Annotated in this window: 19 protein-coding genes and 1 pseudogene; 10 read left to right on the forward strand and 10 right to left on the reverse strand. The window is 70.6% G+C overall.

The genetic code is table 11. The annotated features are described in order from the left end of the window. The first annotated feature begins 89 nt into the window (after positions 1–89). Positions 90–1,355 carry an Nramp family divalent metal transporter gene (locus AC07EQ_RS21885; protein WP_478389769.1) on the forward strand — a complete coding sequence of 422 codons (1,266 nt, stop codon included), beginning with the start codon at positions 90–92 and terminating at the stop codon, positions 1,353–1,355. A gap of 4 nt (positions 1,356–1,359) precedes the next feature. After that, positions 1,360–1,743, forward strand: a complete 384-nt coding sequence (locus tag AC07EQ_RS21890) for an inorganic pyrophosphatase (RefSeq protein ID WP_478389770.1) — start codon at positions 1,360–1,362, stop codon at positions 1,741–1,743. Positions 1,744–1,838: 95 nt separating this feature from the next. On the opposite strand, the gene AC07EQ_RS21895 is transcribed toward AC07EQ_RS21890, so the two are convergent. From AC07EQ_RS21895 to AC07EQ_RS21930, 8 genes are all read right to left on the reverse strand, one after another. After that, complete coding sequence (locus tag AC07EQ_RS21895; protein WP_478389771.1) at positions 1,839–2,798, reverse strand: sporulation protein; 960 nt, start codon at positions 2,796–2,798, stop codon at positions 1,839–1,841. Positions 2,799–3,579: 781 nt separating this feature from the next. After that, a complete protein-coding gene (locus AC07EQ_RS21900) occupies positions 3,580–3,789 on the reverse strand; it encodes a hypothetical protein (RefSeq protein ID WP_478389772.1) in 210 nt (69 codons plus the stop codon). A gap of 158 nt (positions 3,790–3,947) precedes the next feature. Beyond that, positions 3,948–5,144 (reverse strand): FAD-dependent monooxygenase, encoded by a 1,197-nt coding sequence (locus AC07EQ_RS21905; protein WP_478389773.1) that lies wholly within the window; start codon positions 5,142–5,144, stop codon positions 3,948–3,950. Between the two features lie 190 nt (positions 5,145–5,334). Continuing rightward, positions 5,335–6,888 carry an ABC transporter permease subunit gene (locus tag AC07EQ_RS21910; RefSeq protein ID WP_478389774.1) on the reverse strand — a complete coding sequence of 518 codons (1,554 nt, stop codon included), beginning with the start codon at positions 6,886–6,888 and terminating at the stop codon, positions 5,335–5,337. Positions 6,889–6,919: 31 nt separating this feature from the next. Next, positions 6,920–7,216 (reverse strand): zinc ribbon domain-containing protein, encoded by a 297-nt coding sequence (locus tag AC07EQ_RS21915; protein ID WP_478389775.1) that lies wholly within the window; start codon positions 7,214–7,216, stop codon positions 6,920–6,922. Next, positions 7,216–7,566: a LacI family DNA-binding transcriptional regulator gene (locus AC07EQ_RS21920; RefSeq protein WP_478389776.1), complete on the reverse strand. Its 351-nt coding sequence runs from the start codon at positions 7,564–7,566 to the stop codon at positions 7,216–7,218. Before AC07EQ_RS21920 ends, AC07EQ_RS21915 begins: the two co-directional genes overlap by 1 nt. A 130-nt stretch (positions 7,567–7,696) precedes the next feature. Further along, the gene (locus tag AC07EQ_RS21925) at positions 7,697–8,107 is read right to left on the reverse strand and encodes a DUF7144 family membrane protein (RefSeq protein WP_478389777.1); all 411 of its coding nucleotides are present in this window, start codon (positions 8,105–8,107) and stop codon (positions 7,697–7,699) included. Positions 8,108–8,200: 93 nt separating this feature from the next. Continuing rightward, positions 8,201–8,794, reverse strand: coding sequence for a TetR/AcrR family transcriptional regulator (locus AC07EQ_RS21930; protein ID WP_478389778.1), 594 nt, complete (start codon positions 8,792–8,794; stop codon positions 8,201–8,203). A 64-nt stretch (positions 8,795–8,858) separates the two neighbouring features. Here AC07EQ_RS21930 and AC07EQ_RS21935 point away from each other — a divergent pair, with 64 nt between their 5' ends. After that, positions 8,859–10,094 carry an FAD-dependent oxidoreductase gene (locus AC07EQ_RS21935; protein WP_478389779.1) on the forward strand — a complete coding sequence of 412 codons (1,236 nt, stop codon included), beginning with the start codon at positions 8,859–8,861 and terminating at the stop codon, positions 10,092–10,094. A gap of 18 nt (positions 10,095–10,112) precedes the next feature. Here AC07EQ_RS21935 and AC07EQ_RS21940 read toward each other — a convergent pair whose 3' ends face one another. Then, a complete protein-coding gene (locus AC07EQ_RS21940) occupies positions 10,113–11,339 on the reverse strand; it encodes an MFS transporter (protein ID WP_478389780.1) in 1,227 nt (408 codons plus the stop codon). 789 nt (positions 11,340–12,128) lie between these two features. On the opposite strand from AC07EQ_RS21940, the gene AC07EQ_RS21945 reads away from it, so the two are divergent. Continuing rightward, the gene (locus AC07EQ_RS21945) at positions 12,129–12,986 is read left to right on the forward strand and encodes an SGNH/GDSL hydrolase family protein (protein ID WP_478389781.1); all 858 of its coding nucleotides are present in this window, start codon (positions 12,129–12,131) and stop codon (positions 12,984–12,986) included. Between the two features lie 44 nt (positions 12,987–13,030). Here the strand turns inward: AC07EQ_RS21945 and AC07EQ_RS21950 are convergent, their stop codons facing one another. After that, positions 13,031–15,106 carry an AfsR/SARP family transcriptional regulator gene (locus tag AC07EQ_RS21950; RefSeq protein ID WP_478389782.1) on the reverse strand — a complete coding sequence of 692 codons (2,076 nt, stop codon included), beginning with the start codon at positions 15,104–15,106 and terminating at the stop codon, positions 13,031–13,033. Positions 15,107–15,278: 172 nt separating this feature from the next. Here AC07EQ_RS21950 and AC07EQ_RS21955 point away from each other — a divergent pair, with 172 nt between their 5' ends. From AC07EQ_RS21955 to AC07EQ_RS21980, 6 genes and pseudogenes are all read left to right on the forward strand, one after another. After that, positions 15,279–15,680: a hypothetical protein gene (locus AC07EQ_RS21955; protein WP_478389783.1), complete on the forward strand. Its 402-nt coding sequence runs from the start codon at positions 15,279–15,281 to the stop codon at positions 15,678–15,680. A 55-nt stretch (positions 15,681–15,735) separates the two neighbouring features. Then, positions 15,736–17,352, forward strand: coding sequence for a PPE domain-containing protein (locus AC07EQ_RS21960; protein ID WP_478389784.1), 1,617 nt, complete (start codon positions 15,736–15,738; stop codon positions 17,350–17,352). Next, positions 17,352–18,113: an ESX secretion-associated protein EspG gene (locus AC07EQ_RS21965; RefSeq protein WP_478389785.1), complete on the forward strand. Its 762-nt coding sequence runs from the start codon at positions 17,352–17,354 to the stop codon at positions 18,111–18,113. The genes AC07EQ_RS21960 and AC07EQ_RS21965 overlap by 1 nt, the downstream gene beginning before the upstream one ends. A gap of 19 nt (positions 18,114–18,132) precedes the next feature. Then, positions 18,133–18,417: pseudogene (locus AC07EQ_RS21970) on the forward strand (type VII secretion target); the annotation flags it as partial. Between the two features lie 406 nt (positions 18,418–18,823). Beyond that, positions 18,824–19,426: a YbaB/EbfC family nucleoid-associated protein gene (locus AC07EQ_RS21975; protein ID WP_478389786.1), complete on the forward strand. Its 603-nt coding sequence runs from the start codon at positions 18,824–18,826 to the stop codon at positions 19,424–19,426. A gap of 45 nt (positions 19,427–19,471) precedes the next feature. Beyond that, a complete protein-coding gene (locus tag AC07EQ_RS21980) occupies positions 19,472–24,337 on the forward strand; it encodes a DUF6531 domain-containing protein (RefSeq protein ID WP_478389787.1) in 4,866 nt (1,621 codons plus the stop codon). The last annotated feature ends 140 nt before the right edge of the window (positions 24,338–24,477 follow it).

Below are 24,477 nucleotides of genomic sequence, written 5' to 3' on the forward strand. Positions count from 1 at the left end.
AATCGTTGTTCGCGCGGGCCCACCGGGGCGCCGCGCGCGTACCGGCAGGAGGCCGTCATCGGCGCGCAGGTAGCGGCACAGGGGGACCGATGGGCGTGACCGAGGCGGGACGCGATTCCCGGGAGGACCTGGGGCAGGTGCTCGGACGGGGGCGGATGCGGGGCTCGCTCGCGATGCTGGGGCCCGCCTTCATCGCGGCCATCGCCTACGTCGATCCCGGCAACTTCTCGACCAACATCGGTGCCGGCGCGGAGTTCGGCTACGCGCTGGTGTGGGTCGTGGTGCTGGCGAACCTGATGGCGATGCCGGTGCAGTTCCTGTCCGCGAAGATCGGCGTGGTCACCGGCAAGACGCTGCCCGAGGTGTGCCGGGAGCGGCACTCCCGGCCGGTGCGGTGGGGCCTGTGGCTGCAGGCGGAGATCGTCGCCATGTCGACCGACCTCGCCGAGTTCGTCGGCGCCGCCCTCGGCCTGTACCTGCTGTTCGGCATCCCGATGGTGCCGGCGGCGCTGATCACCGCTGTCGTCGCGTTCGCGCTGCTGGGCCTGCAGGCGCGCGGCTACCGGCCCTTCGAGCGGGCGATCGCCGGGCTGCTGCTGCTGATCATCGCCGGCTTCGCCTACCAGCTGCTGCGCATCGGCGTGGAGCCCACCCAGGCCATCGCCGGCCTGGTGCCGACGCTGCCGGCCGGCAGCGCCTACCTCGCGGTGGGGATCGTCGGCGCCACCGTGATGCCGCACGTGGTCTACCTCCACTCGGCGCTCACCAGCCGCCGGGTGGCCGTCTCGACCGACGACGACCGCCGGAAGGTGCTGCGCTTCGAGCGCTGGGACGTGGTCATCGCGCTCGGCCTCGCCGGGTTGATCAACCTGTCGATGCTGGTCATGGCCGCGAAGCTGTTCCACACCAGCGGCAACACCGGGATCAGCAGCATCGAGGACGCGCACGCGGGCCTCGCCACCTTCGCCGGCGGCACCGCCGCCCTGGTGTTCGCGGTCGCCCTGCTCGCGTCCGGGATCTCGTCCTCCAGCGTCGGCACCTTCGCCGGGCAGGTCGTGATGGCCGGGTTCATCAACTTCCGGATTCCGCTGCTGCTGCGCCGGTTGATCACGATGACGCCCGCGCTCGTGGTGATCGTGCTCGGCATGAACCCCACCGACGTCCTGAACTTCAGCCAGGTCGTGCTGAGCTTCGGCATCCCGTTCGCGCTGATCCCGCTGCTGCTGGTGACCAGGGACCGCTCGGTCATGGGCGACTTCGCGAACCCGCGCTGGCTGACGGCGGTGATGACGGCGATCACGACGCTGATCATCGGCCTGAACGCCTATCTCCTCTACGACCAGTTCCTGGGCTGAGCCCATGAGAACCGAAGCGCCGGACGGGGCGCATCCCGGATCGGCGGGATTCTTCGCCGCGCTGGCCGATCTCGTGCGGCACGGCGAGATCGTCGTCGACCGGCCGAGGGGACGACCGCACCCGCGCATCCCGGACGTCGTCTACCCGCTGGACTACGGCTACCTAGCGGGCACCACCGGCGGTGACGGTGAGGGCATCGACGTCTTCGTCGGCTCGGCGGCGGGCGCGGGAGTGGCGGGCGTCCTGCTCACCGCGGACCTGGCCGAGCGGGACGCCGAGATCAAGGTGCTCGTCGACTGCTCGCCCGAGGAGGCCGGGATGGCCAGGGATTTCGTCAGCGGAGTCCTCGGCATCGGCGGTCATCTCGTCCTGCGGGGCGAGTCCTAGCAGGCGTCCGGGCGGCCGGCGCGGCGCCCCGACGGAGTTGAGCCGACCGGCGCGCGGTGGGTGCCGGGAACGGATTCCCGGCGCCCACCGGAGGATCAGAACTCCTCTTCGTCGCCCTCGAAGACCTCTTCCAGCACCTCACCCACGACCATGCCGCCGAGGACACCGGCGCCGACGCCGAGCGCGGCACCCGCGACCATGCCGCCCATCCCGGATCCGCGCCGGTGGTGCTCGTCGTGGTAGCCGTGGTGGTCGTACCCGGCCATCGGTTGGCCCGTGCCGCGGCGTTCGGCGACCTGCTCCAGCCAGCCGTGGATCCGCCCGGCCCAGTCGGTGCCGAGGGCTTCCTCGTGGGAGGCGTGGAAGCGGCCGAAGGCGTCCTGGCTCGGGGTGAAGAACCCGCCGCGCTTGTCGGCCTCCAGCACCACGTCCAACCCGTGCGGGCCGGCGACGAAGGTCAGCTCGACCTCGTTGATCCGCCCCGCGAACTGCTGGGGCGGGTAGAACTCGATCTCCTGGAAGAACGGCAGTTCCTGGCGGACGCCGTGCAACCGGCCGTGCTCCAGGTCGGCGCTCTTGAAGTGGAAACCGAGCTGGGAGAACGCCTCCAGCACCTTCTCCTGCGCGGGCAGGGGCTCCACCGACACCGGGTCGAGGTCGCCCTTGTCGGCGACCTTGGCGATGGCCAGCTCGGTGCGCACGCCGAGCGTCATGCCGTGCAGGTGCTGCCCGTAGACGCTGGTGATCGGCGTTTCCCACGGCACCGGGAGCTGGAACGGGATGGTCTTGTTCTCGCCCTCGCGCAGCTCGAACCGGCCGGCCACCACGGCGCGGTGGAATTCCACGCCGGCATGCCCGTCGTGGCCGCCGTGTTCGGTTTCGACGCGCGTGACGAAGCCGAGCGCGACGTTCTCGACGGTGACGTCCTGGTTCCCGCCGGTGATGCGGACTTCCCCGGCGAGGTTCTCGCCCGGGCGGACGTGCTGGTGGTGCAGCACGGTGTCCACCGACGGGCCGCCGACGCCGAGCACGCCCAGGAGCTTCTTGAAGACCATTCTGCTGGCCCTTCCTCTTCTTTTCGCTGTCGATTCAGTTGCGGTGCGTGTGGTCGAACGGGTTGCCGGTGGTGCGGATCCTCCCGGAGAGGCTGCGAGCTGCGGTGCCGTGCGGGGAAAGGATTGCCACCTGCGGGAGGAGCGCCGGACGCTTTCGGCTGCACGGTGCTGAGGCGCGCCGGCCTCGACTTCTCCAGGCGGTCCTGAACGGACGCAGTGCGGAGTCACGGGCGGCGTCGACCGGCGGTCGTGACGCGACTCCGGGGGGAGGGCGCGGCCCGCCGGCTCCCGGCGGGCAAGGCGGCCGACGCACGACGTCGGCGGTCCAGCAGGGTCCGCGCCCCTCGGCTCGCCAGGGGCGCGGCAGGTACTTCCGGGATCATCGCCCATGCCCGTAGCAACGGCGCAACAGATCATCGGGTTCCGGACGAACGACTCAAAAAACGTGATCAACACAACATCACTCGCCCGCGATGCCGGTGCTGTGCCTGGCAAAGCGGTCGAACTCCAGGAACTGCGGCCAAGTCCGTGGCGAACCGGGCACGCTTCCCAGCCGAGCGTGCTGTGCAACCAGAGCGCGCAGCGCCACTCGCTCCGGCGCCAATGACCGGCTGGCCGGTCAGCGCTACTCCTCGGGTGTGCCCTGGGGTGGTTGCTCGATGGGGAACAGGATCGGGCTGAGCGGGTACTGGCTGCGGTGCGGTGCGGGTTCGTTGGCCAGCTGAGGCGCGATGGCGCCACGCATCCCGTCGATCATCTCGGCGAGTTCGCCGGGGCTGAGTCAGATCGCGTGCTGGCGGTAGCCGACGGAATCGGCGGCGGGGTCGGCCCGCTCGCGGTCGAGATAGGCGTTGAACTCGGCGATCAGCGTGGTCATGGCGGCGGCGAAGCCACGGCGGTGCTCCTCCGGCGGCACCGTCATGGCCGTTTCGTGGTCGGTCACCGCTCGTTCCCGGCGCAGGCGGTACACGCGCTCCACGGCGCCGCGCACTCTTTGCTCTTCTTCGACTTCCAGGATGCCCGCGTCCGGTGCTCGACGATGCCCAGCACCAGTACATCCACATCGAGCATCCCGACGCCGTGCTGCACGCGATCCGCGACCTGCTCGGCGAAGCCGGGAAGCGGTGAGCGACGGCGTTCCGGCCCGCCTCAGCGGCGCAGCGACTCGCCGCGCTTGCGCGCGCGAGCCCAGCGCAAGCCGTTGCCGAACAGCCGTTGGGTCTTGCGCGCCACCAGGTGCTGCGTCAGCAGGTGATGCTGGTAGTGCCAGGGCGGCTGCAAGCTGTTCCGGCCGGACATCGCGTAGCAGAAGTCCACGGCGTTGCGGTCGGTGTAGCGGTCGGTGTTCTCGAACCACGCCATGCTGGAGCGCGCCGAGGCCTGCGCCATGCGCATCATGGCGTGGCCTTCCTCGTCGAACTCCTTGAGCGCCATGGACGTTTGCTCGCGCTCCAGCAGTTTGTGCGCGAGCATCACCGCGTCGGTCATGGCCAGCCTGGTCCCGGAGCCGAGCGTGAAGTGCGTGGTGTGCGCGGCATCGCCGATCAGCACCATGTTCTCGTGGCGCCAGGTCTGGTTGTAGACCTGGGTGAAGCGCTGCCACGAGGCCGGCCTTCCCCGGGCGGCGCTGATCAGGGGGTGCCCGGCCAGCGGCTGGTCGAAGATGTCCTCCAGCAACCGCATGCTCTCGTCGTCGCCCATCTGGTCGAACCCCAGTCGTCGCCAGGTGGTGTCCTGGCATTCGACGATGAAGGTGCTGATGCCGGCGCTGGAGGGGTAGGCGTGGAACCAGATCCAGCCCTCGGGTGTTTCTTCGAAGTCGAAGGTGAACATGTCGAACACCCGGTCCGTGCCCAGCCAGATGTAGGGGTTGTGGCCGTGGTCGACCTGGGTGCCGAACTCCTCGGCGTAGCGCTGCCGGGTGCGGCTGTTCGCGCCGTCGGCGACCACGATCAGGTCGGCGTCGGCGAACTCCGACAGGTCTTCCGCGGCGTGCTCGTACCGGACGTCCACGTCGAGGTCGGTGGCGCGCTGGGCGAGTATCTCCAGCAGCGGCGCGCGGTTCACGCTGTAGCCGTATCCGCCCATGTAGGCGTGTTCGGTGCCGTGCAGCGAGACGACCTGCTCTCGCCACAGCGTCGACGCGGCGCGGATCTGCTCCGCGCTCTCCCGGTCGTTGCGGTACAGGATGTCCAGCAGGTCGTCCCAGTACACGACGCCCCAGCCGTAGGTGGCTCCAGGCGGGTCCCGTTCGATCACGGTGATGTCGTGCCCAGCGTCCCTGAGCTTCGCCGAGATGGCCAGGTAGAGGCCGGCCGGCCCGGCCCCGATGCACACGATCTTCATGGCGTCTCCACACGAGCAGCGGGATGAGTGGTGACCGCGGAATGCTCGTGAGCACCACGAGCGACCGGTGTCCGCTTGGGTCGGTACGACCCCGTTGTACACCGGTGGGAAGCCGGTCGCATGCGCGCCGCCGTCTGCCCGCTACCGGAGCTGCGGAGCAAGGGACTTTCGCCCCCGACACGGCACCGTGCTACCGCTCCGCGCGCAGCTCGAGGACGCGGACGCCGTAGGGCAAGAGCGTGACCTTGGAAAGTGGTTCACCGGTCTTGGTGTCGTGCAAGGAAGAACCGTCCGCCCGCGGCGTTGTCGTGACTTCCTGGCCGTGCTGGCTGACGAGCCAGGCGAACCGGCGCCCGTCCTCGTGCCGGAGCTCGTCCGCGAACACCCGCGGATCGTCGACCGCGATCGGCCGCTCGACGCCGGCGATCTCGGCCAGCGCCGCGTAGAGCCGGTGCGTGTCCTCCGGGTTGACGCGCGCGTTCCGCGCCGCGAAGTGCTCGATCGGATAAGTGCATAGCACGGTCTCGCCCCGCCCGCTGCGGTGGCGCAGCAGGGCCGGCCTGCCGTGCGCGTCGGTGGCCACCACCGTCGCTCCGCGCGGGTGGACCGGGAGGTACGCCCGGCTGTGCTCGTTGCCGCCGGCCCGGTAGCGCAGCACCTCGCCTTCGCCGATGCCGCCGAAGTCCTCGGCGAAGGTGAACTCGACGACCTCGTCGGCCACCTCGTCGACCACGCCGTAGGTCATCTCCTTCGCGACGCCGAAGGTCTCGTCCAGGTACGGGATCCACGGCTGCCGGTGGTGCCCGACCTCGCCGGCGGTGTAGGACAGGTACAGCACCGCGCCCTGCGCCACCCGCTCGCGCAGCCACTGCCAGGTCGGCCCCTGGATCTGCTTGGTGCACGGCAGCAGGTACAGCGAGCAGTCCGGGTCGATGCCGTCGCGTTCCCTGGTGAACCCGACTGGCACGTCGGCCTCCCGCGCGGCCACGTACGCCTGCTGCAGCGAGCTGAAGACGAGCGGCCGGTCGTCGTCCTGGCTGAACGGGTAGCCGCGCTCCAGGTACTCGGTCACCACCAGCGCCGCCTGCGCATCGGTGCGCTCGCACCGGGCGAAGTCCACAGTGGATAGCACGTCGGCGAACGCGGCCAGCTCGTGCAGCGGCCGCTTCGGGCTCCCGGCGCCGTCGGTGATGTCGAAGTGCATCTCGAAGGGGTGGTGCGAGTACGGGCCCTGCTCGATGAGGTCGTCGTAGTCGGTGTTGTTCCACGCCACCCAGCCGGTCGATCCGGCGAGCAGCGAGTTGTGCAGCGTCTGCCGGTAGTAGTGCGCGGCGTGCTCCGGCGACACCTGGTCGCTGGAGAGGCCGAACTCCTCCAGCACCACCGGCTTGCCGCCCACCGCCGCCAGCTCGTCGAACAGGATGTAGGGCACGTTGAAGTCGTTGAACGTCCACAGGAACAGCACCAGCACCAGGACCTGGTTCACCGGCCGCAGCATCGGCACGGTGATGGACCGGAACTGCTGCCAGATCCCCGCACCGTCCACTGTGGCCTGCTCGTAGACGTCGGCCGGGATGGACTGCATCCCGGCCATCAGGACGAGGAACGAGAACGGCCACAGCCGCCAGACCGAGGTGACGACGATGCTGCCGAAGGCGTTGTCGCCCAGCAACCAGAAGGTGCCGCCCGCGCCGGCCCCGAGGTCGTCCAGCACGGTGTTGACCATGCCGTCGCTGCGGAGCATGAACTTCCAGATCTTGACGTTCTCCCCGCAGTTAAACCTGGGGGATTCCAACCAACTCCAGTTCTGGTTGGAGCGGTAATTCCTCACGGTTTCCCGCTGGTTCCTGCTTCGCAGACCAGGTCATCCCAAGGTCTCCACAGGCTGACACCGACAGCCCGTCGGCCAGTACGTTCTTCGCCGCGTTTACGTCCGCGTTCTCCTCGTGACCGCACGTGGTGCACCGGTAAACCGCTTGGCTCTCACGGCTTGTTCGCGCAGCAGCTCCGGGCGCGGGTCGGCGACCCGGAGGTCGGTCAGCACCACGCCGTCGACCCGCCGCTCCGCCCATCAGCGCCGGTAGGTGTCCAGCTCGGTTCCGGTGTCCGCCGCGAGCGCGAGCTGAAGCGAAAACCCGTCCGCCGAAAGGGTTTGTTCCAGGCCGGCCAGCATCTGCATGAAGAACGGTTCGGTGCGCAGCACCTCCGGGGAGCGGGCGAGCACGATACCGACGTTCGCCGCCCGGTCGTTGGACAGGGCGCGCGCCGCGCTGCTGGCCCGCCGGCCCATCGCCGTCGCGACGTCGAGGATCCGCTCCCGGGTCTGCGGCGAGACCCCGGCGCGCCCGTTGAGCGCGTAGGAGACGGCGGCCTTCGAAACCCCGACCTCCCGGGCGATGTCGATGATCGTCGGCCGCTTCACCCGGCGCTCCTTCCCGGCCCGCGCCGGAGAACACCGGGGCGGCGCGACGTCCCGGAGCGCAGCGTACTCGACACGCCTGGCCGGGCGGGCGCGCGGCGATCCACTGTGGAACTCCGGGAGTGTCGCTCGGCTACCGGTGGCCGGCCTCCCTGCCGTGGGCGGCCAGCGCGTAGATCACGACCACGTCGAGCACGATCACCACCGCCGACCACAGCGGGTAGGCCATGAAGAAGGCGATGTTGGTCAGGATGCTGATCACCGCCATGGCGATGGCCACGGCACGCGCCCAGGTGCGGCCGCTGAACAGCCCGACCCCGGTGGCGGCGAGCACGACGCCGGTGATCAGGAAGCTCCAGCCGACCCCGGCGTAGCTGATCTGCACCGCCGATCCGGCCGGCGTCACGTACGTCGTCCCGGAGCGGGCGAACGCGATCGCCCCGTTGATCACCTGGACGATGCCGGTCAGCAGCAGGATGGTGGCGGCGAAGTACACCCATCCCACCCAACCGGTGTGCATGCGTCGTGCTCCGTGCGTGGTCATCGCCGCCTCCTCCGCTCGCCCTGCCTGGGACTCACCGTGCGGGAGGCGGAACCGCCTGATCCAGAGGCCAAAGACCCCGGCTCGCAGCGCCGTTCACCGGCGGCCGCGCAGCGCGATCTCCGCGGCCCGCAGGACGACGTCGGTGGTCGGTTCCCGGTCGAGGCCGGAGTGCATGGCCGCGTCGATCGCGCCGATCAGGGCCCCGGTCAGCGCCGCGGCCTGCAGTGCGTCGAGCTCCGCGGGATATGTCTCGTGGAGGGCGTGCGCGAGCCGTTGTTGCAGGGATGCGTTGCGGAGCAAGGCGCCCGCGCGCAAGGCCGGGACGGTGGCGATCAGCCGGGCCCGGATCCTGGTCAGCTCGTGGTCGAAGGGGAAGCTCCAGGCGTCGGCGGTGCTGAGCTGGCGGATCGTGCGCAGCAGCAGCTCTTCCGGCTGCTCGTCGGCGGCGCGACCGGCGAAGGCCTTCCGGAGCAGGTCGTCGTAGAGACCGTCGTCGGCGAAGACGACCTCGTCCTTGGCCGAGAAGTAGTTGAAGAACGTCGCGGGCGACACCTCGGCGGCCGCCGCGATCTCGGCGACGGTCGTGCTGTCGTAGCCCTTCTCGTCGATCAGCCGGATCGCCGCCTCGATCAGTGCCTGCTTGGTGCGCCGCTTCTTCCGCTCCCGCAGCCCGGGTCGGTCACTCATGGTCGCCAATTCTACACGGGATCTAAAATTAGAGAGGATCTAAGTTTCTGCTAGCGTGGTCGCCATGACGGATCGAACGCAGTGCTGCATCGTCGGGGGCGGCCCGGCGGGGATGATGCTGGGCCTGCTGCTGGCTCGCGCCGGCGTAGCGGTGACGGTGCTGGAGAAGCACCAGGACTTCCTGCGGGATTTTCGCGGCGACACCGTGCATCCCTCCACCTTGCGGCTGCTCGACGAGCTCGGCCTGGGCGAGCGGTTCGCCGAGCTGCCGGCCGGGAAGCTGGCGAAGATGCGCATCCAGATCGGCTCCAAGACGGTGGTCATGGCCGACTTCGGGCGGCTCCGCGAGCCGTACCGGCACATCGCGATGGTGCCGCAGTGGGACTTCCTCGACCTGCTGGCCACCGCGGCCGCCGAGGAGCCGTCGTTCACGCTGCGCATGTGCAGCGCCGTGACCGGACTGCGCAAGGACGGCGCCGGTCGCATCACAGGCGTGCACTACCGCGATGCCGACGGTGTGGAGTGCGAACTCGCTGCGCCGCTGACCGTCGGTTGCGACGGCCGCTGGTCGGTGGTGCGCAGGGAGGCCGGGCTGCGGCCGATCTCCTTCGACGTGCCGATGGACGTGTGGCAGGTCCGGGTGCCCAAGGTCGACGGCGACGCCGACGGCGAGGTGTTCGGCCACTTCGGCGGCGGGCAGGCCTCGGTCACCATGGACCGCGGCGACTACTTCCAGACGTCCTACCTGGTCGGGAAGGGCCGGAACGAGGCCCTGCGCGCGCAGGACATCGCGGGGTTCCGGGCGCGGCTGGCCGACCTGTTCGGCTGGCCGGAAGCCCGGCTGGAGTCGGTGCGCTCGTGGGACGACGTGAAGCTGCTGCGGGTCGAGATGAACCGGCTGCACCGCTGGTACGGCGACGGCGTGCTGTGCATCGGTGACGCCGCGCACACGATGTCGCCGGTCGGCGGCGTCGGCGTCAACCTCGCCGTGCAGGACGCCGTCGCGGCGGCCAGGGTGCTGGCGGAACCGCTTCGGCGCGGCCGGGTTCCCGCCGCTGCGCTGGCGAAGATCCAGCGCCGCCGGTGGCTGCCGATGGCGGTGGCGCAGCAGTCCCAGCGCGGCGAGCACGAGATGCTGCTGCGGCCTGCGCTCGACGGCACGCTCGACGAGAACAAGCTGCCGCTGATGCTGCGCGCCCTGCAACGCGCGTCGTTCCTGCGCGGTGTGACCGCCTACATCGGCGGAATGGGGGTCCTCCCCGAGCACGCGCCCGCGTTCGCGCGCAGGGTCGCGGCATGATCTGTCCTCAGTGGAGGATCAGGCCGCGACCAGCTCGCGCTCCGTCCGCATGGCCGGGACTTCTGCCGCTTCCGCAGGGGTGACCGCCGCGCGCTCGCTGTTGCGCTCCAGGGTTCCGGAGACCGCGGCGAGCGCGAGGCCGATCACCGAAAGCGCCGCGCCGACCAGGTTCGGCGCCAGCAGACCGAGGCCGTGGGCGATCGCCAGGCCACCGGCGTAGGCGCCGATGGAGTTCGCGACGTTGAAGGCGGACTGCAGCGCCGCCGACACGAGCGCCGGCGCCCCACCGGCCTTGTCCATCACCACGGCCTGCATGATCGGCGCGACCATGAAGCCGAGGGCGCCGATCACGAAGACCGTCACCGCGGCGGCCAGCTTGTCGCCGGAGGTGATCGTGAATGCGCCGAGCACCACCGCCAGCCCGATCAGCACGGCGTACAGGCCGGGCATCAGCGCCTTGTCGGCGACCCGGCCGCCCAGGAAGTTGCCCAGCGTCATGCCGAGCCCGGCCAGCACCAGCAGGCCCGTCACGCCGGTCGGGGAGTACCCGGAGACGTCGGTGAGGATCGGGGTCAGGTAGCTCAGGCAGGCGAACGTGCCGCCGAGGCCGAAGGTCACGATCGCCAGCGCCAGCCACACCTGCGGCAGGCGGAACGCGGCGAGCTGCCCGCGCACCGAGGCCTCCGAGGGCGCGGGGCGGCCCTGGGCGGGCACCAGCCGGACGATGGCGGCGACGGCGACGAGACCGATGGCGGCGACCACGGCGAACGTGGCGCGCCAGCCGAACTGCTGGCCCAGCAGCGTGCCGAGCGGCACGCCGACGACGTTGGCCAGCGTGAGGCCCATGAACATCATCGAGACGGCCTTGGCGCGGTTGCCCGGCCCGGCGAGGCTGGTCGCCACGACGGCACCGGCACCGAAGAACGCGCCGTGCGGCAGGCCGGCCAGGAACCGGAACGCCGTGCCGATCTCCGCGCTCGGGGACAGCGCGAAGAGCAGGTTGCCGACGGTGAAGAGGCCCATCGTGCCGACGAGCATGGCTTTGCGGGGCAGCCGCGCGCCCAGGATCGTCAGGGCCGGGGCGCCGATCACCACGCCGAGCGCGTAACCCGTGATCAGGTTGCCGGCGGTCGGGATCGACACGCCGAGGTCGGCGGCCGCCTGCGGCAGCACGCCCATCATGACGAACTCGGTCGTGCCGATGCCGAAGGCGCCGATGGCCAGTGCGAGCAGCGCGAAGGGCACAGTTCTCCTCTCGGGGGAGCGGGGATCGGGGGAGCGCGGCGGGTCGTGATGTCCGCTGCCGGGACGCGGTGGATATCTGTATCGATACAGAAGGAATACGCGAAGAACTCCGGCCTCAATGCCGGCCACGTCACCGTCGGTTGTTCGGTGTCCAGTCTCGGGGTCCGGCGGCGGTCCTGTCCACCTCGCGGGCCGTGAAACGAGACACGGTGCGTAGCGGACGAATCGGTGTTGTCACTCAATAGAGTGAGGAGCGGGGCTCGGCCGCCGTGGCAGATGTCCTTTGTGGACCGGGATGTTCGCGGCGCAGAATCGGGCGGGACATCCAGCCGGGAGGTTCGGGAGGCGGCGTGCCGGGAGGAACGTGGTGGGCACTTCGTCCGCTCGGTCGATCGGACCCGGCACCCGGTCCAGGTCTGCCCACCCGCACGCCGCCACCAGACGTGTGACGCGCCACCGAGTGATGCTGCCGTTTTCGCGCGAAACCGGCGCCTCTCCCTCACGCGAAGCGCCGGTTTCGCGCGAAAACGGCGCCCAGCGATCCGGGCGCCCACGCCTCACGCGTGCCCGCACCCCTCCTGAAACGACCTCTCAGGCAGTGGCAGGACCGCCCCTGGGCGGCCGTGCCCCTCGGGGTCCGCAATTTCAATGGAAATTGGGCCTTCGATTTCCATTGAAATTGCGGCAGGACACGTTGGGGCGCTCGACGATCGGGTGAATTCACGCGCCGTGAGGATCTTGCCGTGCTAGATCAAGCTGGCCAGTGCCCAGCTCTCGCAGGAGGCCCGCGTGGGATCCCAGCTCGGTCGTCTCGCTCAACTAGGTTCTGCCCTCGCCGTGACGGGGGCGCTGCTCGCGCCCACCGCGCACGCGGCCGACGAGTTCGAATACGTGGCGATGGGCGATTCGGCGGCCGCCGGGCCGCTCACACCGAACCCCGACCCGAACCTGCTCTGCTTCCGCTCCAGGGAGAACTACCCGCGGGTGGCGGCCCGGCTGATCGGCGCGAAGCTGACCGACGTCTCCTGCTCGGGCGCGAAGATCGAGGACTTCTCCGGCAGGCAGCACGACATCATGGCCCCGCAGTACGCCGCGCTCAGCGACCGGACCGACCTGGTGACGGTCACCATCGGCGGCAACGACGTATCGCTGGTGCGGGCGGCGGTTTCGTGCGTGAACCTGCTCCCGGATCCGTTCGGAACGTCCTGCGCGGACGAGTTCACCGCGGGCGGCCGGGACGAGCTCGCGGCGCGGATCGACGCGCTCGTGCCGCGCTTCGACGGCGCGCTCGCGCAGATCAGGCACCGGGCGCCGAACGCCGAGATCGTGGTGGTCGGCTACGGCACCTACCTCCGGCCGGGCGGCTGCTACCCGAAGGAGCTGGTCTGGGCGCGCGACGCGGACTACATCCAGTCCAGTGTGGACAAGCTGAGCGCGATGCTCGGCGAGCGGGCGGCGGCGCACGGCGCGCAGTTCGTCGACCTCGGCCCGGTCAGCGAGGGCCACGACGTCTGCGCGGCCCCGGCGGAGAAGTACTACGAGGGCCTGGTCCCGACGTCGGTCGCGGCGCCGCTGCACCCGAACGCCAAGGGCATGCAGGTCTTCGGCCGAACCGTCGCGGAAGCCGTGCGGCACATCCGGTCCTGACAGGCCCCGAAGGCCCCCGCACCTGTTGCGGGGGCTTTCTGCTGCTACAAGACCGAGTTCCCGCAGATGTGCCCCGGGAAGAACGCCTGCGCCAGCGCTTCGCCCAGCTCGCGTGGGCCGGGCCCGCCGAGGTGCCGGCGGAAGCGGTCCAGGTACAGCCCGAGCTGGCACGCCCGGTCGTGCCGGCCGCGCGCGGTCGCCAGCGCGAGCGCGTGCTGGATGTTGTCCTCTTCGGTCCGGAACCAGTTCAGCGCCGCCTGCGCCGTCGGCAGGTCGGGCAGCTCGGCGAGCGGGTGCGCGGCCTGCTGCCCGGGCCGCGGCGCCGGACCTTCGACCGCGCGCAGGCCGCTTTCGGCGGCGTGCAGGTAGTAGTCGAGCAGCCGGGTGATCGCGGCGTCCCGGTCGGCCGCGGGCTCCGCCGCGGCGAGGGCCGCCGAGTGGAGCCGGACCAGGTCCGGCCGCCCGTACCGGCCGGGGCCGGTCACCTGCAGCAGGTTGACCGCCACCAGGCTCTCCAGCCGGGCCTGGTTGTCCCGGAGCCTGGTGCCCGCGAGCGCGGCGGCCGCGAAGTAGTCGACCTCGGCGCCGGGGTGCTCGCCCAGCAGCCGGAACAGCCGCGCCGCCGCGTCGTCGAGCCGCCGGTAGCTGATGGTCAGGGCGGCGCGGATGCTCCCGCCGGAATCCGGCAGCGACAGCCTGGTCAGCCGGTGGCGCTCGTCGGAGTAGATGTCGGCCAGCGAGCGGATCGTGAAGTGCGGATGGCTGGCGCCGCGGGCGGCGGCGATCCGCAGCGCTAGCGGGAGCCGGTCGCACAGCTCCGCCAGCTCGGCAGCCGCGGCGGGTTCGGCGGCGACCCGCTCGGAGCCGAGCAGCAGCCGCAGAACGGCGACCGCCGCCTGCCGGTCCAGCGCCGGCAGCGACAGCCGGACCGCTCCCTCGGTGGCCGCCAGGTCGTCCAGGCGGCTCCGGCTGGACACCAGCACCACGCAACCCGAGTTGCCGGGCAGCAGCGGGCGGACCTGCGCGGCCGAACGCGCGTTGTCGAGGACCACCAGCAGCCGCCGGTCCGCCAGCACCGAGCGGTACAGCGCGGCGCGCTCGTCGAGGTCGTCGGGGATCCGCGCGGCAGGCACCCCGAGCGCGCGGAGGAAACCGCTGAGCGCCTGCGCCGGCGCCACCGGATCCGCGTCGTCGAACCCGTGGAGGTCGACGAACAGGCAGCCGTCCTCGAAGTCCGCGGCCACCCGGTGCGCCCAGCGCAGCGCGAGCGCGGTCTTGCCGACGCCCGCGGGGCCGGTGAGGATCCGGATCGGGCCGTCGTCGTCCAGCGCCGCGTCCAGCTGCGCGAGTTCGGCGCCACGGCCCACGAAACCCCGGTTCTCCCTGGGCAATTGCGAGGGAACGCGAGCCGGCGGCCCCCCGTCGTCGGCCCTGAGCACGGTGTGGAAGGCCTCCTGCAGGCCGGTTCCGGGGAAAACGCCGAGCTCGTCGGCGAGGCGGATCCGCGTGTCGTGGAAGACGTCGAGCGCCTCGGCCTGCCGACCGGCCTGGTGCAGGCCCAGCACGAGCAGCTCCACCAGGGGTTCGCGCAGCGGTCGCATCGCGACGGCCTCCCGGAGCTGGTCGATCGCCTCGGCGGCGCGACCGAGCCGGTTCAGCCGCCGGGCCAGCTCGTGCACCGCGGTGACCACCGACTCGTCCAGCCGGTCCGAGACGTCGCGGCGCAGGCCTTCCGACTCGACGTCGGCCAGGGCCGGGCCGCGGCGCAGGGCCAGTGCGGCGCGCAGCAGGTCGACGGCCTCGTCGTCGGACGCGCCCCTGGCGTCCGCGATCAGGTCCTCGAACCGCGTCACGTCGAGCAGCGAGCGGGGCGCGAGCAGCAGGTAGCCGGGGGAACGGGTGACGAGTTCCACGCCGTCGCCGAGGTCCTTGCGCAGCTGGGCGATGTGGCCCTGCAGCGAGGCCCTGGCCGTGGGCGGCGGATGGCCGTTCCAGGCGATGTCCATCAGCCGGTCGACGGAGACGACGCGGTTGAGGTCGATCGCCAGTGCCGCGAGGACATTGCGCCGTTTGGCGGAGCCGATGGCCGCCGTCCTGTCGTCCGGCCGCAGCAATTCCATCGGGCCCAGCAAGCGAATCCGCGGTTGTGCTCGGGTTCTCGGAGAAGACATCCGCTCCCGATCGAGTCGTTCGTCGGCGAGTGCGCCCGCCAACGCTCGCGTTGGTCCGGCGTTGGCCCGGCGTTGGCGGCAAGTGCGATCATAACCAGGTGATGTTCTGTCTGGGGGATTCATGAGCGAAGACGTGGAAGAACGGGCAAAGCTCTCGCTCGTTCGGTCCGTGTCCGGCGTCAGGCACTTGCGCAAGGCGGTGGAATCGGAAGGCTTGCGCCTGGACCCGGCGGCCGGTGCGGAGATCCGCTCCGCACTGGAGGATCAGTTGTCCACAGTGGACGAGTGGTTGACCAGGTCCGCCTCGCTCACCCAGCACGCGCCGCTGGGGCAGAACCCGGTCGGGGAGGCCATGGCGGCGAAGTTCGCGAACCGCGCCGAAGGCGACGAGAATTCCTTCACGGCAGTGCTCACGAGCTACCGAGAGGTCCTGGAAGAAGCCCGCGACGCCATCGTCGCCGCGATGCGCGAGTACCGGGACATCGAGGAGCACGTGTCGGACTCCTTCCGGAAGCTCGTTTGATGGGACCGGTTTCGGCCGGGCGCACCGATCCGCAGTCGAGGGGGAAAGGCCGGACATGACCCAGGAGACCACTGGGCCGGACGTCGACTTCGCGTTGACCGAGACGCAGAACTGGGCCTCGCGCAGCCACCGCGAGCTCTACGAGGCGGTGCACGCCGGCAACGATCCCGGTCGCGTCGGCCAGCTGGCCGACGAGTGGAACCGGTTGAGCAGCGAGCTGGCCGAATCCGCGACGCGCATGGGCGAGCGGCTGCGGGCCACCGAAGCGGGCTGGCAGGGCGAGGCCGCCGAAGCGGCGCGGTCGGCGATCCAGCAGCTGGCCGACTGGAACCACGACGCGGGCACGACCGCGGGCGCGATGGCGGAGCGGGTCGCGCTGCAGGGGCGGATCATGGAGACCGCCAGGGCCGAGATGCCCGAGCCGGTCGGGGGCGGTGAGGCGATCAACGCGGTGGCGGTCGCGACCTTCGCCACCGGCGACATGGAGGCCTTCCGGCAGGCCTGCGTCGATCTGAAGGCCCACCAGGACCGGTCCGCCTCCGCCCACGAGCAGGCGGTCCAGGTGATGACCTGGATGGAGGGCGAGTCCCGCAACATCGACGGCGACACCCCGAAGTTCACTCCCCCGCCGAACCCGGTCACGAACGACGAACCGGTGCAACTGCAGAAGCAGCACGTGGCCGAGCGCGCCGAGCTCAAGCCCCAGAACGTGGGCACGGCTCCGGAAGCGCCGAGCCCGACCTCGCCGAACTCCGCGCCGGGCGACGTCATGGAAACGCAGCGGCTGACCGCGAAGGTCGAGCCGCTGCAGGGCGGCCAGCCCGGTGGCGCCCCGACGCCGTTCCAGGGGCCGGGCCCCGGCGGTACCGGGCCGATGGATGCGCCGACGAAGACGTTCTCGGCCCCGCCGCTGGGCAACACCCCGCCGCCGCTGGGCAGCACCCCGCCGATGGATGGCCCGACGCGGTCGTTCCGGCCACCGGAGATGCCGCCCCTCGGGGACTACCAGCCCAAGACCACTACTTCCCAGGGCACGGGCGGTGTCCACCCGCCGGGCAACCTGCCGCCGCTCGGCGACGACCGGCAGCACCAGCCGCGGCCGTTCCAGGGGCCGGACGGCGGTCCCTACATGACCGGGCCGCGCGTGAACCGGCCCAATCAGCCCAATCAGCCCAACCGGCCCGGAAATCAGCCTGGACCCGGCGGATGGCGCGGGCCGATCCCGCCGATCCCCGGCACCGGTTCCGGCCCGGGCGGGCCCGTCATGCCCGGTTCCGGCCCCGGCGGTGGTTCCGGCCCCGGCGGCTCGGGCTTCCGCGGCGGACCGGTCGGCCTGTCCAGCGCGGGCGGCGGTTCCGGTGTGGGCGGCGGTTCCGGTGTGGGCCCGGGCGGGACGTCGGGCGTGGGTCCCGGCGGCGTGTCGGGCACCGGCCGCGGACCCGACGGCGGCTTCGTCGGCCGCGGAGGCTCCGGCATGCCCGGTCAGTCCGGCGCGGCGGGCGCCCCCGGGATGGGTCCGATGGGCGGCGCCCAGCGCGGCCAGGGCGAAAGCCAGGAGAAGGAACGCACCAGCAAGTACGTCGAAGGCGGCCCGGTGGTCGAGGTGCCTGGCGCCGACCTGCCGCCGCCGGTGATCGGCGAGGGCAAGCGGAAGAAGCAGCAGGGCCAGTGATGACCACGACAACAGCGCCGGACTTCGTGCTTTCCGCCGCCGAATTCGACCTCGTGCACGGCGCGCTCGGCCTGGGCCGCGTCCCGTTCCCGCTGGAGGTGCCGAGCCTCGGCGCGACGATGGAGGAGCGCGCAGAGCTCGCCGCCGATGCGTTCCGGTCGTTGTCCGGCCGCGGGTACGCGACGGGCGACCAGCTCGAGCCGCGGCTCGCGGACCTGCTGCGGCTGCTCCACGAGAACGACACCTCGGTCGACGTGGTGGGCCACATCGGGGGCCCGGTGCAGGCCCTGGCCGCCGTCGCCGGGCGCACCGGCGTGCTCGCGCAGCAGGTGGCCGGCGAGCTGCACCTGACGGAGATCCGCCCGACCGCGCTGGCGATCGCGGCCGTCGGCGTGCTGCCGCCCAACGAACCCGGGCCGCTGCGGTCGATCTCGGTTCGCCAGGACCAGCTGGCCAGCGCGCTCGACGAGGACGACGACGATCCCTTCGGCGGCGATCTCGAAGAAGAGGTCGCGCTGGCCAGGGCGGGGGTGCCCGCCCAGGACGCGGCGGCGCTGGCAGAGCTGGCGAACACCCGCCGCGCGGGCGGGCAGTTCGGCGTCTCGCGCGGCTCCGAACGGGCGTCGACGCTGGTCACCTGGTTCGACACGCACCAGGGCCGGTACCTGATGGTCAGCCAGGGGGCCTGGCTCAGCATCTCCCCGGCCGACAACCGGCGCATCGAGCGCCGTCTCGCCGAAGTCGTGTCCGCAGCGGCCTGAACAACCGAGGGGAAGCACCATGACCTTTGAGGTCGTCGCCGAGGAGCTGACCGCGCACGCGAGTCACCTGGACGGGCTGACCGACCGGCTGGACACCGCGATCTCGGCCGCCGAGACCGTGAGCATGTCCGACGAGGCCTACGGGATCCTGTGCTCCTTCCTGCCACCGATCGTCAACCCGATGGAGGAGGAAGGCATCGACGCCCTGAAGGCCGCGAAGGAGGGCGTCAGCACCACCGCCGACAACGTGCGCACGACGGCCAAGCAGTACGAGGAAACCGACCAGGCGAGCGCGGACTCCTTCACCCCGTTGGAAGAAGGCGTCAAGGTGCGCGAGTCGGCGGTCGCGTTGCGCGGCACGGAAGCGCCGACCGGGTACAGCGCGTCCCAGCGCGGCACGGAAGCGCCGACGCCTTTCAATGCGCCGGAGGGTGAGTCGGTGGCTCGGCAGGCGCCGACGCCTTTCAACGCGCCGGAGGGTGAGTCGGTGGCTCGGCAGGCGCCGACGCCTTTCAATGCGCCGGAGGGTGAGTCGGTGGCTCGGCAGGCGCCGACGCCTTTCAATGCGCCGGAGGGTGAGACGGCTGCTCAGCAGGCGCCGACGCGTTTTCAGCGTGGCTGAGGGCGAAACGGTCGTCGCTCCGACGCAGTGGTCGGCGGCTCAGCGCAGCAGGCAGACCGCGGAGTAGTAATTCTTTGGAGGTAGTGCAATGCCGGGCGACAGCCGAGGTGGGTTCGCCGCGATCGGGTCCGACCCCGACGAGGCCGAGCAGCGGATCCAGCAGTGGGCGCAGGGCTTCGCCGACAAGGCGCGGCGTTACCAGGAAGTGCAGCAGCAGACCGAGCAGCTGCGGCTGACCGCCGCCAGCCCGGACGGCCGCATCAAGGTGACGGTCCGCGCCGACGGCAGCGTGACGGACCTGGAGTTCACCGACAAGGTCCGCACGATGGCGCCGTCCGAGCTGGCCGCGCAGATCCTGTCCACGATGCACCGGGCGCAGTCCGACATCGCGAGCAAGGTCGGCGAGACGATGGCCGCCCACCTCGGCGACGAGGACCTGCAGACGCGCTCGATGATGCTGGACAACCTGCGCGAACGGTTCCCCGAGCAGCCCGAGGACCCGGAACCCGAACCGTCGGAAGCCTCGTCGAAGTGGGCACTCCCGGACGACGAGGAAGCCCCGAAGCCGCCGCCCGCACCGCCCGCACCGCCGGCGGCCGGGCCGACGCCGCCCGCCGCGCCGCCGAAGCGGCCCCGCTTCGAGGACGACGACGACGAGTTCGGCCCCGACTTCGATCCGCTGCGGGACTGACCTCCCGCCCTTTCCTTCCCGTTTCCTGTTACCTGGGGTGATGTCGTGACGAATCCGTTGGTTGCCCAGCGCGAGGACTCGACGCAGTCGTTCAGCGGTGTGCCGATCCTGGAGTCGGTCAACGACACGAAGAAGGCGATCGAGTCCGGGGACTGGGCGTCGGGCGTCATGGGGGCGGTGAGCACCGGCCTGGACGCGCTGGGCATGGCGATGGATCCGTTCGGCTCGATCCTCGCCGCCGGCGTGGGCTGGCTGATGGAGCACGTCGGCCCGGTGTCGGACGCGCTGGACGCCCTGACCGGCGATCCGGACGAGATCAAGGCGCACTCGGAGACGTGGAAGAACATCTCGGCGGAGCTGGGCGAGGTCGGCACCGAGATGACCAACCTGGTCAACAACGACACGGGGAGCTGGATCGGCGAGGCCGGTGATGCCTACCGGAAGCGCAGCGAGGACACCGCCAACCTGATCGCGGCAGCGCAGGCGGCGGCCGACGGCGCGTCGAGCGGCATCGGCACGGCGGGCGAGGTCGTCGCGGCGGTGCGGACGCTGGTGCGCGACATCATCGCCGAGCTCGTCGGCCACCTGGTGAGCTGGGCGTTGCAGGTGCTGGCCACGCTGGGCATCGCGATGGCCTGGGTGGTGCCGCAGGTGGTCGCGGAGGTCGCCAAGGTCGCGGCCCGCATCGCCGACATCACCACGAAGCTGGTCAAGGCGATCAAGGCCCTGGCCCCGATGCTGAAGAAGCTCGGCTCCTCCTTCGGCGACGCCAAGGACGCCCTGAAGAAGATCAAGTCCGGCGACGGCTCGGCCCCGACCCCGAAGGGCCCGGCGCCGACCAAGTCGACGTCCAGCGACGGTCCCCCGACGAAGAGCAGCCCCGACGGCCCGCCGCCGAAGTCGTCGCCGAACGACGGCCCGGCCTCGACGTCATCGACGTCCAGCGACGGCCCGCCGACGAAGAGCAGCCCCGACGGCCCGCCGTCGAAGTCGTCGCCGAACGACGGCCCGCCAACGAGGTCGGGGCCGGAAACGGGCCCGACGCCGGGCAGCAACTCCCCGGCTTCGACGCGGTCGAACAACAAGCCGGGCGATTCCGGCGGCAACAAGCCGGACAACCCCAGGGACCGGTCGATCAAGAGTGAGGACGTCTGCACCGGGGGCTCCGAGCCGGTCGACCTCGCCACCGGTCACATGGTGATGACCGAGAAGGACCTGGAGATCCAGGGCCCGCTGAGCCTGGTGCTGCAGCGGATGTACGTCTCGTCGTACCGGGCGGGGCGGTGGTTCGGCCAGTCGTGGGCCTCGACGCTGGACCAGCGGCTGGAGGTCGACGCGGAGAACGTCTGCTACTTCTCCCCGGACGGGATGATCCTGGTCTACCCGCTGCCGGCGGCGGAAGCCCCGGTGCTGCCGGTCGAAGGCCCGCGGTGGCCGTTGCACCTGGACGAGGACGGCGGCTACAGCCTGGAGAACACGCAGCTGAACCAGACCCTTCGATTCGGCCCGCCGGCCGGGCGCGACCCGGTGCTGCCGTTGCTGTCGGTCGAGGACGAGGACGGTCGCCGGCTCGACGTCGAGCACCGCCGGTTCGGCCCGCCCAAGGCGATCCAGCATTCCGACGGGTACCGGGTGGAGATCGACAGCGAGCAGGAGCGGATCACGGCGCTCCGCGTGGTCGACCCGGAACGCGACCTCGACGTGCTGGTGATGCGGTACGGCTACGACGCCAAGGGCCGCCTGGCCGAGGTGGTCAACTCCTCGGGCAAGGCGCTGTTGTTCCAGTACGACGGCGCGGGCCGGCTGACGGAGTGGCAGGACCGCAACGGGTTCTGGTTCCGCTACATCTACGACGAGCACGGCCGTTGCGTCCGGACGGTGGGCGACAAGGGCTTCTTCGACTCCACCTTCGCCTACGACGGGTCGATCACCCGCTACACCGATTCCCTGGGCGGGGTCAAGGAATTCGAGTTCAACGACGCGAAGCAGCTGGTGCGGGAGTCCGATGCGCTCGGCAACACCACGCTGTCGACGTGGGATCGCTACGACCGGTTGCTCGACCGGACCGATCCGCTGGGCCGGACCACGTACTACCAGTACGACAGCCTGGGCAAGCCGCGGTGGATCGCGCGACCGGACGGCAGCTCCGTCCGGCTGCACCTCGCCGAGGACGGCACCGTCTCCTCGATCGAGGTGAAGGACGGTGAGCGCACCTGGTCGCGTGCCTACGACGGCGAGGCGTTGGACCCGTTCAGCGGAAAGGTCGGCGTAGCACCGCGACTCAGCCTCGAGAGCATCCGGTCCGGACGCGCCGAGACCGCCGAACCGGAACTCACCGAGCCCGACGACCCCCGGCTGCTGGACCTGTTCGGACGCCCCCGGGAGACGACGACGCCGGGTGGCGGGCGGATCCAGCTCGGCTGGACCGTGGAAGGCCGTCGTTCCTGGCGCGTCGACTCGCTGGGCAACCGGGTGCAGTGGCGCTACGACCCCGAGGGCAACCAGATCGCGCAGGTCGACGAGATCGGCGGGGTGACCGCCACCGAGTACGGCCCGTTCGAGGTCGAGCTGGCTAGCGTCGACCAGACCGGATCGCGCACGACGCGCACCTTCGACACCGAGCGGCGGCTGACCTCCGTCACGAATCCGCAGGGCCAGACCTGGCGTTACGTCTACGACCTCGCGGGCAGGGTGGTCGAGGAGCACGATTTCGACGGCCGGGTGCTGCGCTACGCCTACGACCCGGCGGGACAGCTCGTGCGCTCGGTCAACGGTGCGGGCGAGGAGACCGAGTACGTCTACGACGCGCTCGGCAACCTGGTCGAGTGGCGGGCCCCCTCGGGCGTCACCAAGTACGCCTATTCACCCGTTGGTCACCTGATCCGGGCGACCAACGACGACGCCGTCCTCGAGTTCGAGCGGGACGACCAGGGACGCATCACCGCGGAGACCATCAACGGCCGGTCGGTCACGTTCGCCTATGACAGCGAGCACGGCGTGATCCGGCGGCAGACGCCGTCCGGCGTGGCCAGTGCCTGGAGCTACGACGCCGCCGGCCTGGCGACCGGCCTGTCCTTCGCCGGGCATTCGCTGAACTTCGGCTACGACGCCGCCGGTCAGCAGATCAACCGCTCGGTCGACGGCGCGGTGACCCTGGTGCAGTCGTACGACGGCGAGCAGCGGCTCACCTCGCAGGCGGTCACGGGACGCTCGGGCCGGCAAGTGCTGCGGCGACGGTTCCTCTACCGGCCCGACGGCAAGCTGATCGGCACCGACGACGGGCTCTCCGGGAGCATTCGCTACCAGATCGACCCGTCCGGCAGGGTGGTCGAAGTCATCGCACCGGACCGGCGGGAGAGCTACCGGTACGACGGGTCGGGGAACGTCGTCGCGTCCAACGGCCTCAACGATGCCGAGACCGGTCCGCGACGCTATGCGGGCAACAGCCTGATCGCCGCGGGGGCGGTCACCTTCCAGCACGACGCGCAGGGCAGGCTGGTCCTCCGCGCCGACAACACCGGCCGGAATTGGCGCTATGCGTGGGATTCCTACGACCGGCTGGTCGCGGTGACGACCCCGGAGGGCGTCATCTGGCGGTACCGGTACGACCCGGTCGGCCGGCGGATCGCCAAGCAGCGACTCGCTCCCGACCTGTCCACGGTGGCCGAGCAGACCGACTTCGTCTGGGACGGCGGGACGCTGATCGAGCAGGTGCACACCGACGCCGGCGGCCGCCGCACGGTGACGACCTGGGCGCATCATCCGGACGACGACGCACCCGTCGCCCAGCTCGAGCGCGGCGCGGGTGGGCAGGAGCGATTCCACTCGGTCATCACCGACCAGGTGGGGACGGCGACCGATCTGGTCGATCCCAGCGGAATGCTCACCTGGCACGGCCGGAACAGCCTGTGGGGCAGGGATTTGCCTGCTCCGCCGACCGCCGCCGGTACGCCGCTGCGGTTCCCCGGCCAGTACGCCGACCTCGAAACCGGCCTGAACTACAACGTCTACCGCTACTACAACCCGGCCACCGGTCGTTACCTCAGCCAGGACCCGCTGGGACTCGCCCCGGCCCCGAACCCCGTCGCCTACGTCGGCAACCCGCACAGCGCGAAGGACCCGCTGGGGCTGATGCCGAAGGGCGGTGGGAAGGGCGGGAAGGGCAAGCAGGGGTCCACCGCGGGGCCGGAGGACAAGACCGGGCGCAAGCACGGGGCCCCGAACACGCCGGAGACCGGGAACAACGGGCAAGGCCCTTCGAACCAGGGCGGCAGCAACACGAACCGGCCGGAGCCCAAGGCGCTCGAGCAGAAGCCCGTGGGGACGTACGACGTGAACGGCAAGAAGTACAACGTCGAGGTCGAAGCCCACCAGAACAAGCACCAGACCACCCACATCACCGGGATGGACAACAAGAACGTCAGCAACTCCGGCGCCAACAAGTTCCCGGAGAACGTCGGCGATCAAGCGCACAAGGACTACTTCGGCAAGAATGCCGCGGAGATCGCGGACCTCAAGCGCCAGGAGAAGTTGGACGCCTACAAGGACGGGGGCACCGCCGACGCTCGCTTCGAGGCGAAGCGGGAGCGGGAGCAGGCCTGGCAGGACTACCAGCGGGGCGAGAAGTCCTACGACGACTACAAGGCTGCGAACGACCGCTACCAGGATGCCGCGAAGGCGGACGACAAGGCGAGCAAGGATCTCGACAAGATCAACCACGACGGCTTCCGGCGCCAGGACGGATCGATCTACGAGGGCGCCAATCCCGCGCAGAGCGCCGACGGTGTCCGCTACCAGGTGTCGGGCAACTTCAGCGGCGGTTCCAACGACGTGAGCTACCACTGCTACCCGGGCACCAAGAAGCAGTCGACTTGGGACAACCAGTACGGCGACATGTTCAAGAAGTTCTAGTCGGAAGTCAGAGCCCCGATTTCCATTGAAATTGCGGGAGTTGTCCACAGGCATCGGCGTGTCGGGGCGTGACACGCCGATGGTCCGCAAGTTCCATTGAAATCGAAGGTCCGATTTCCATTGAAATTGCGGGCGTCAAG

The organism is Saccharopolyspora sp. NPDC045839, assembly GCF_056431645.1.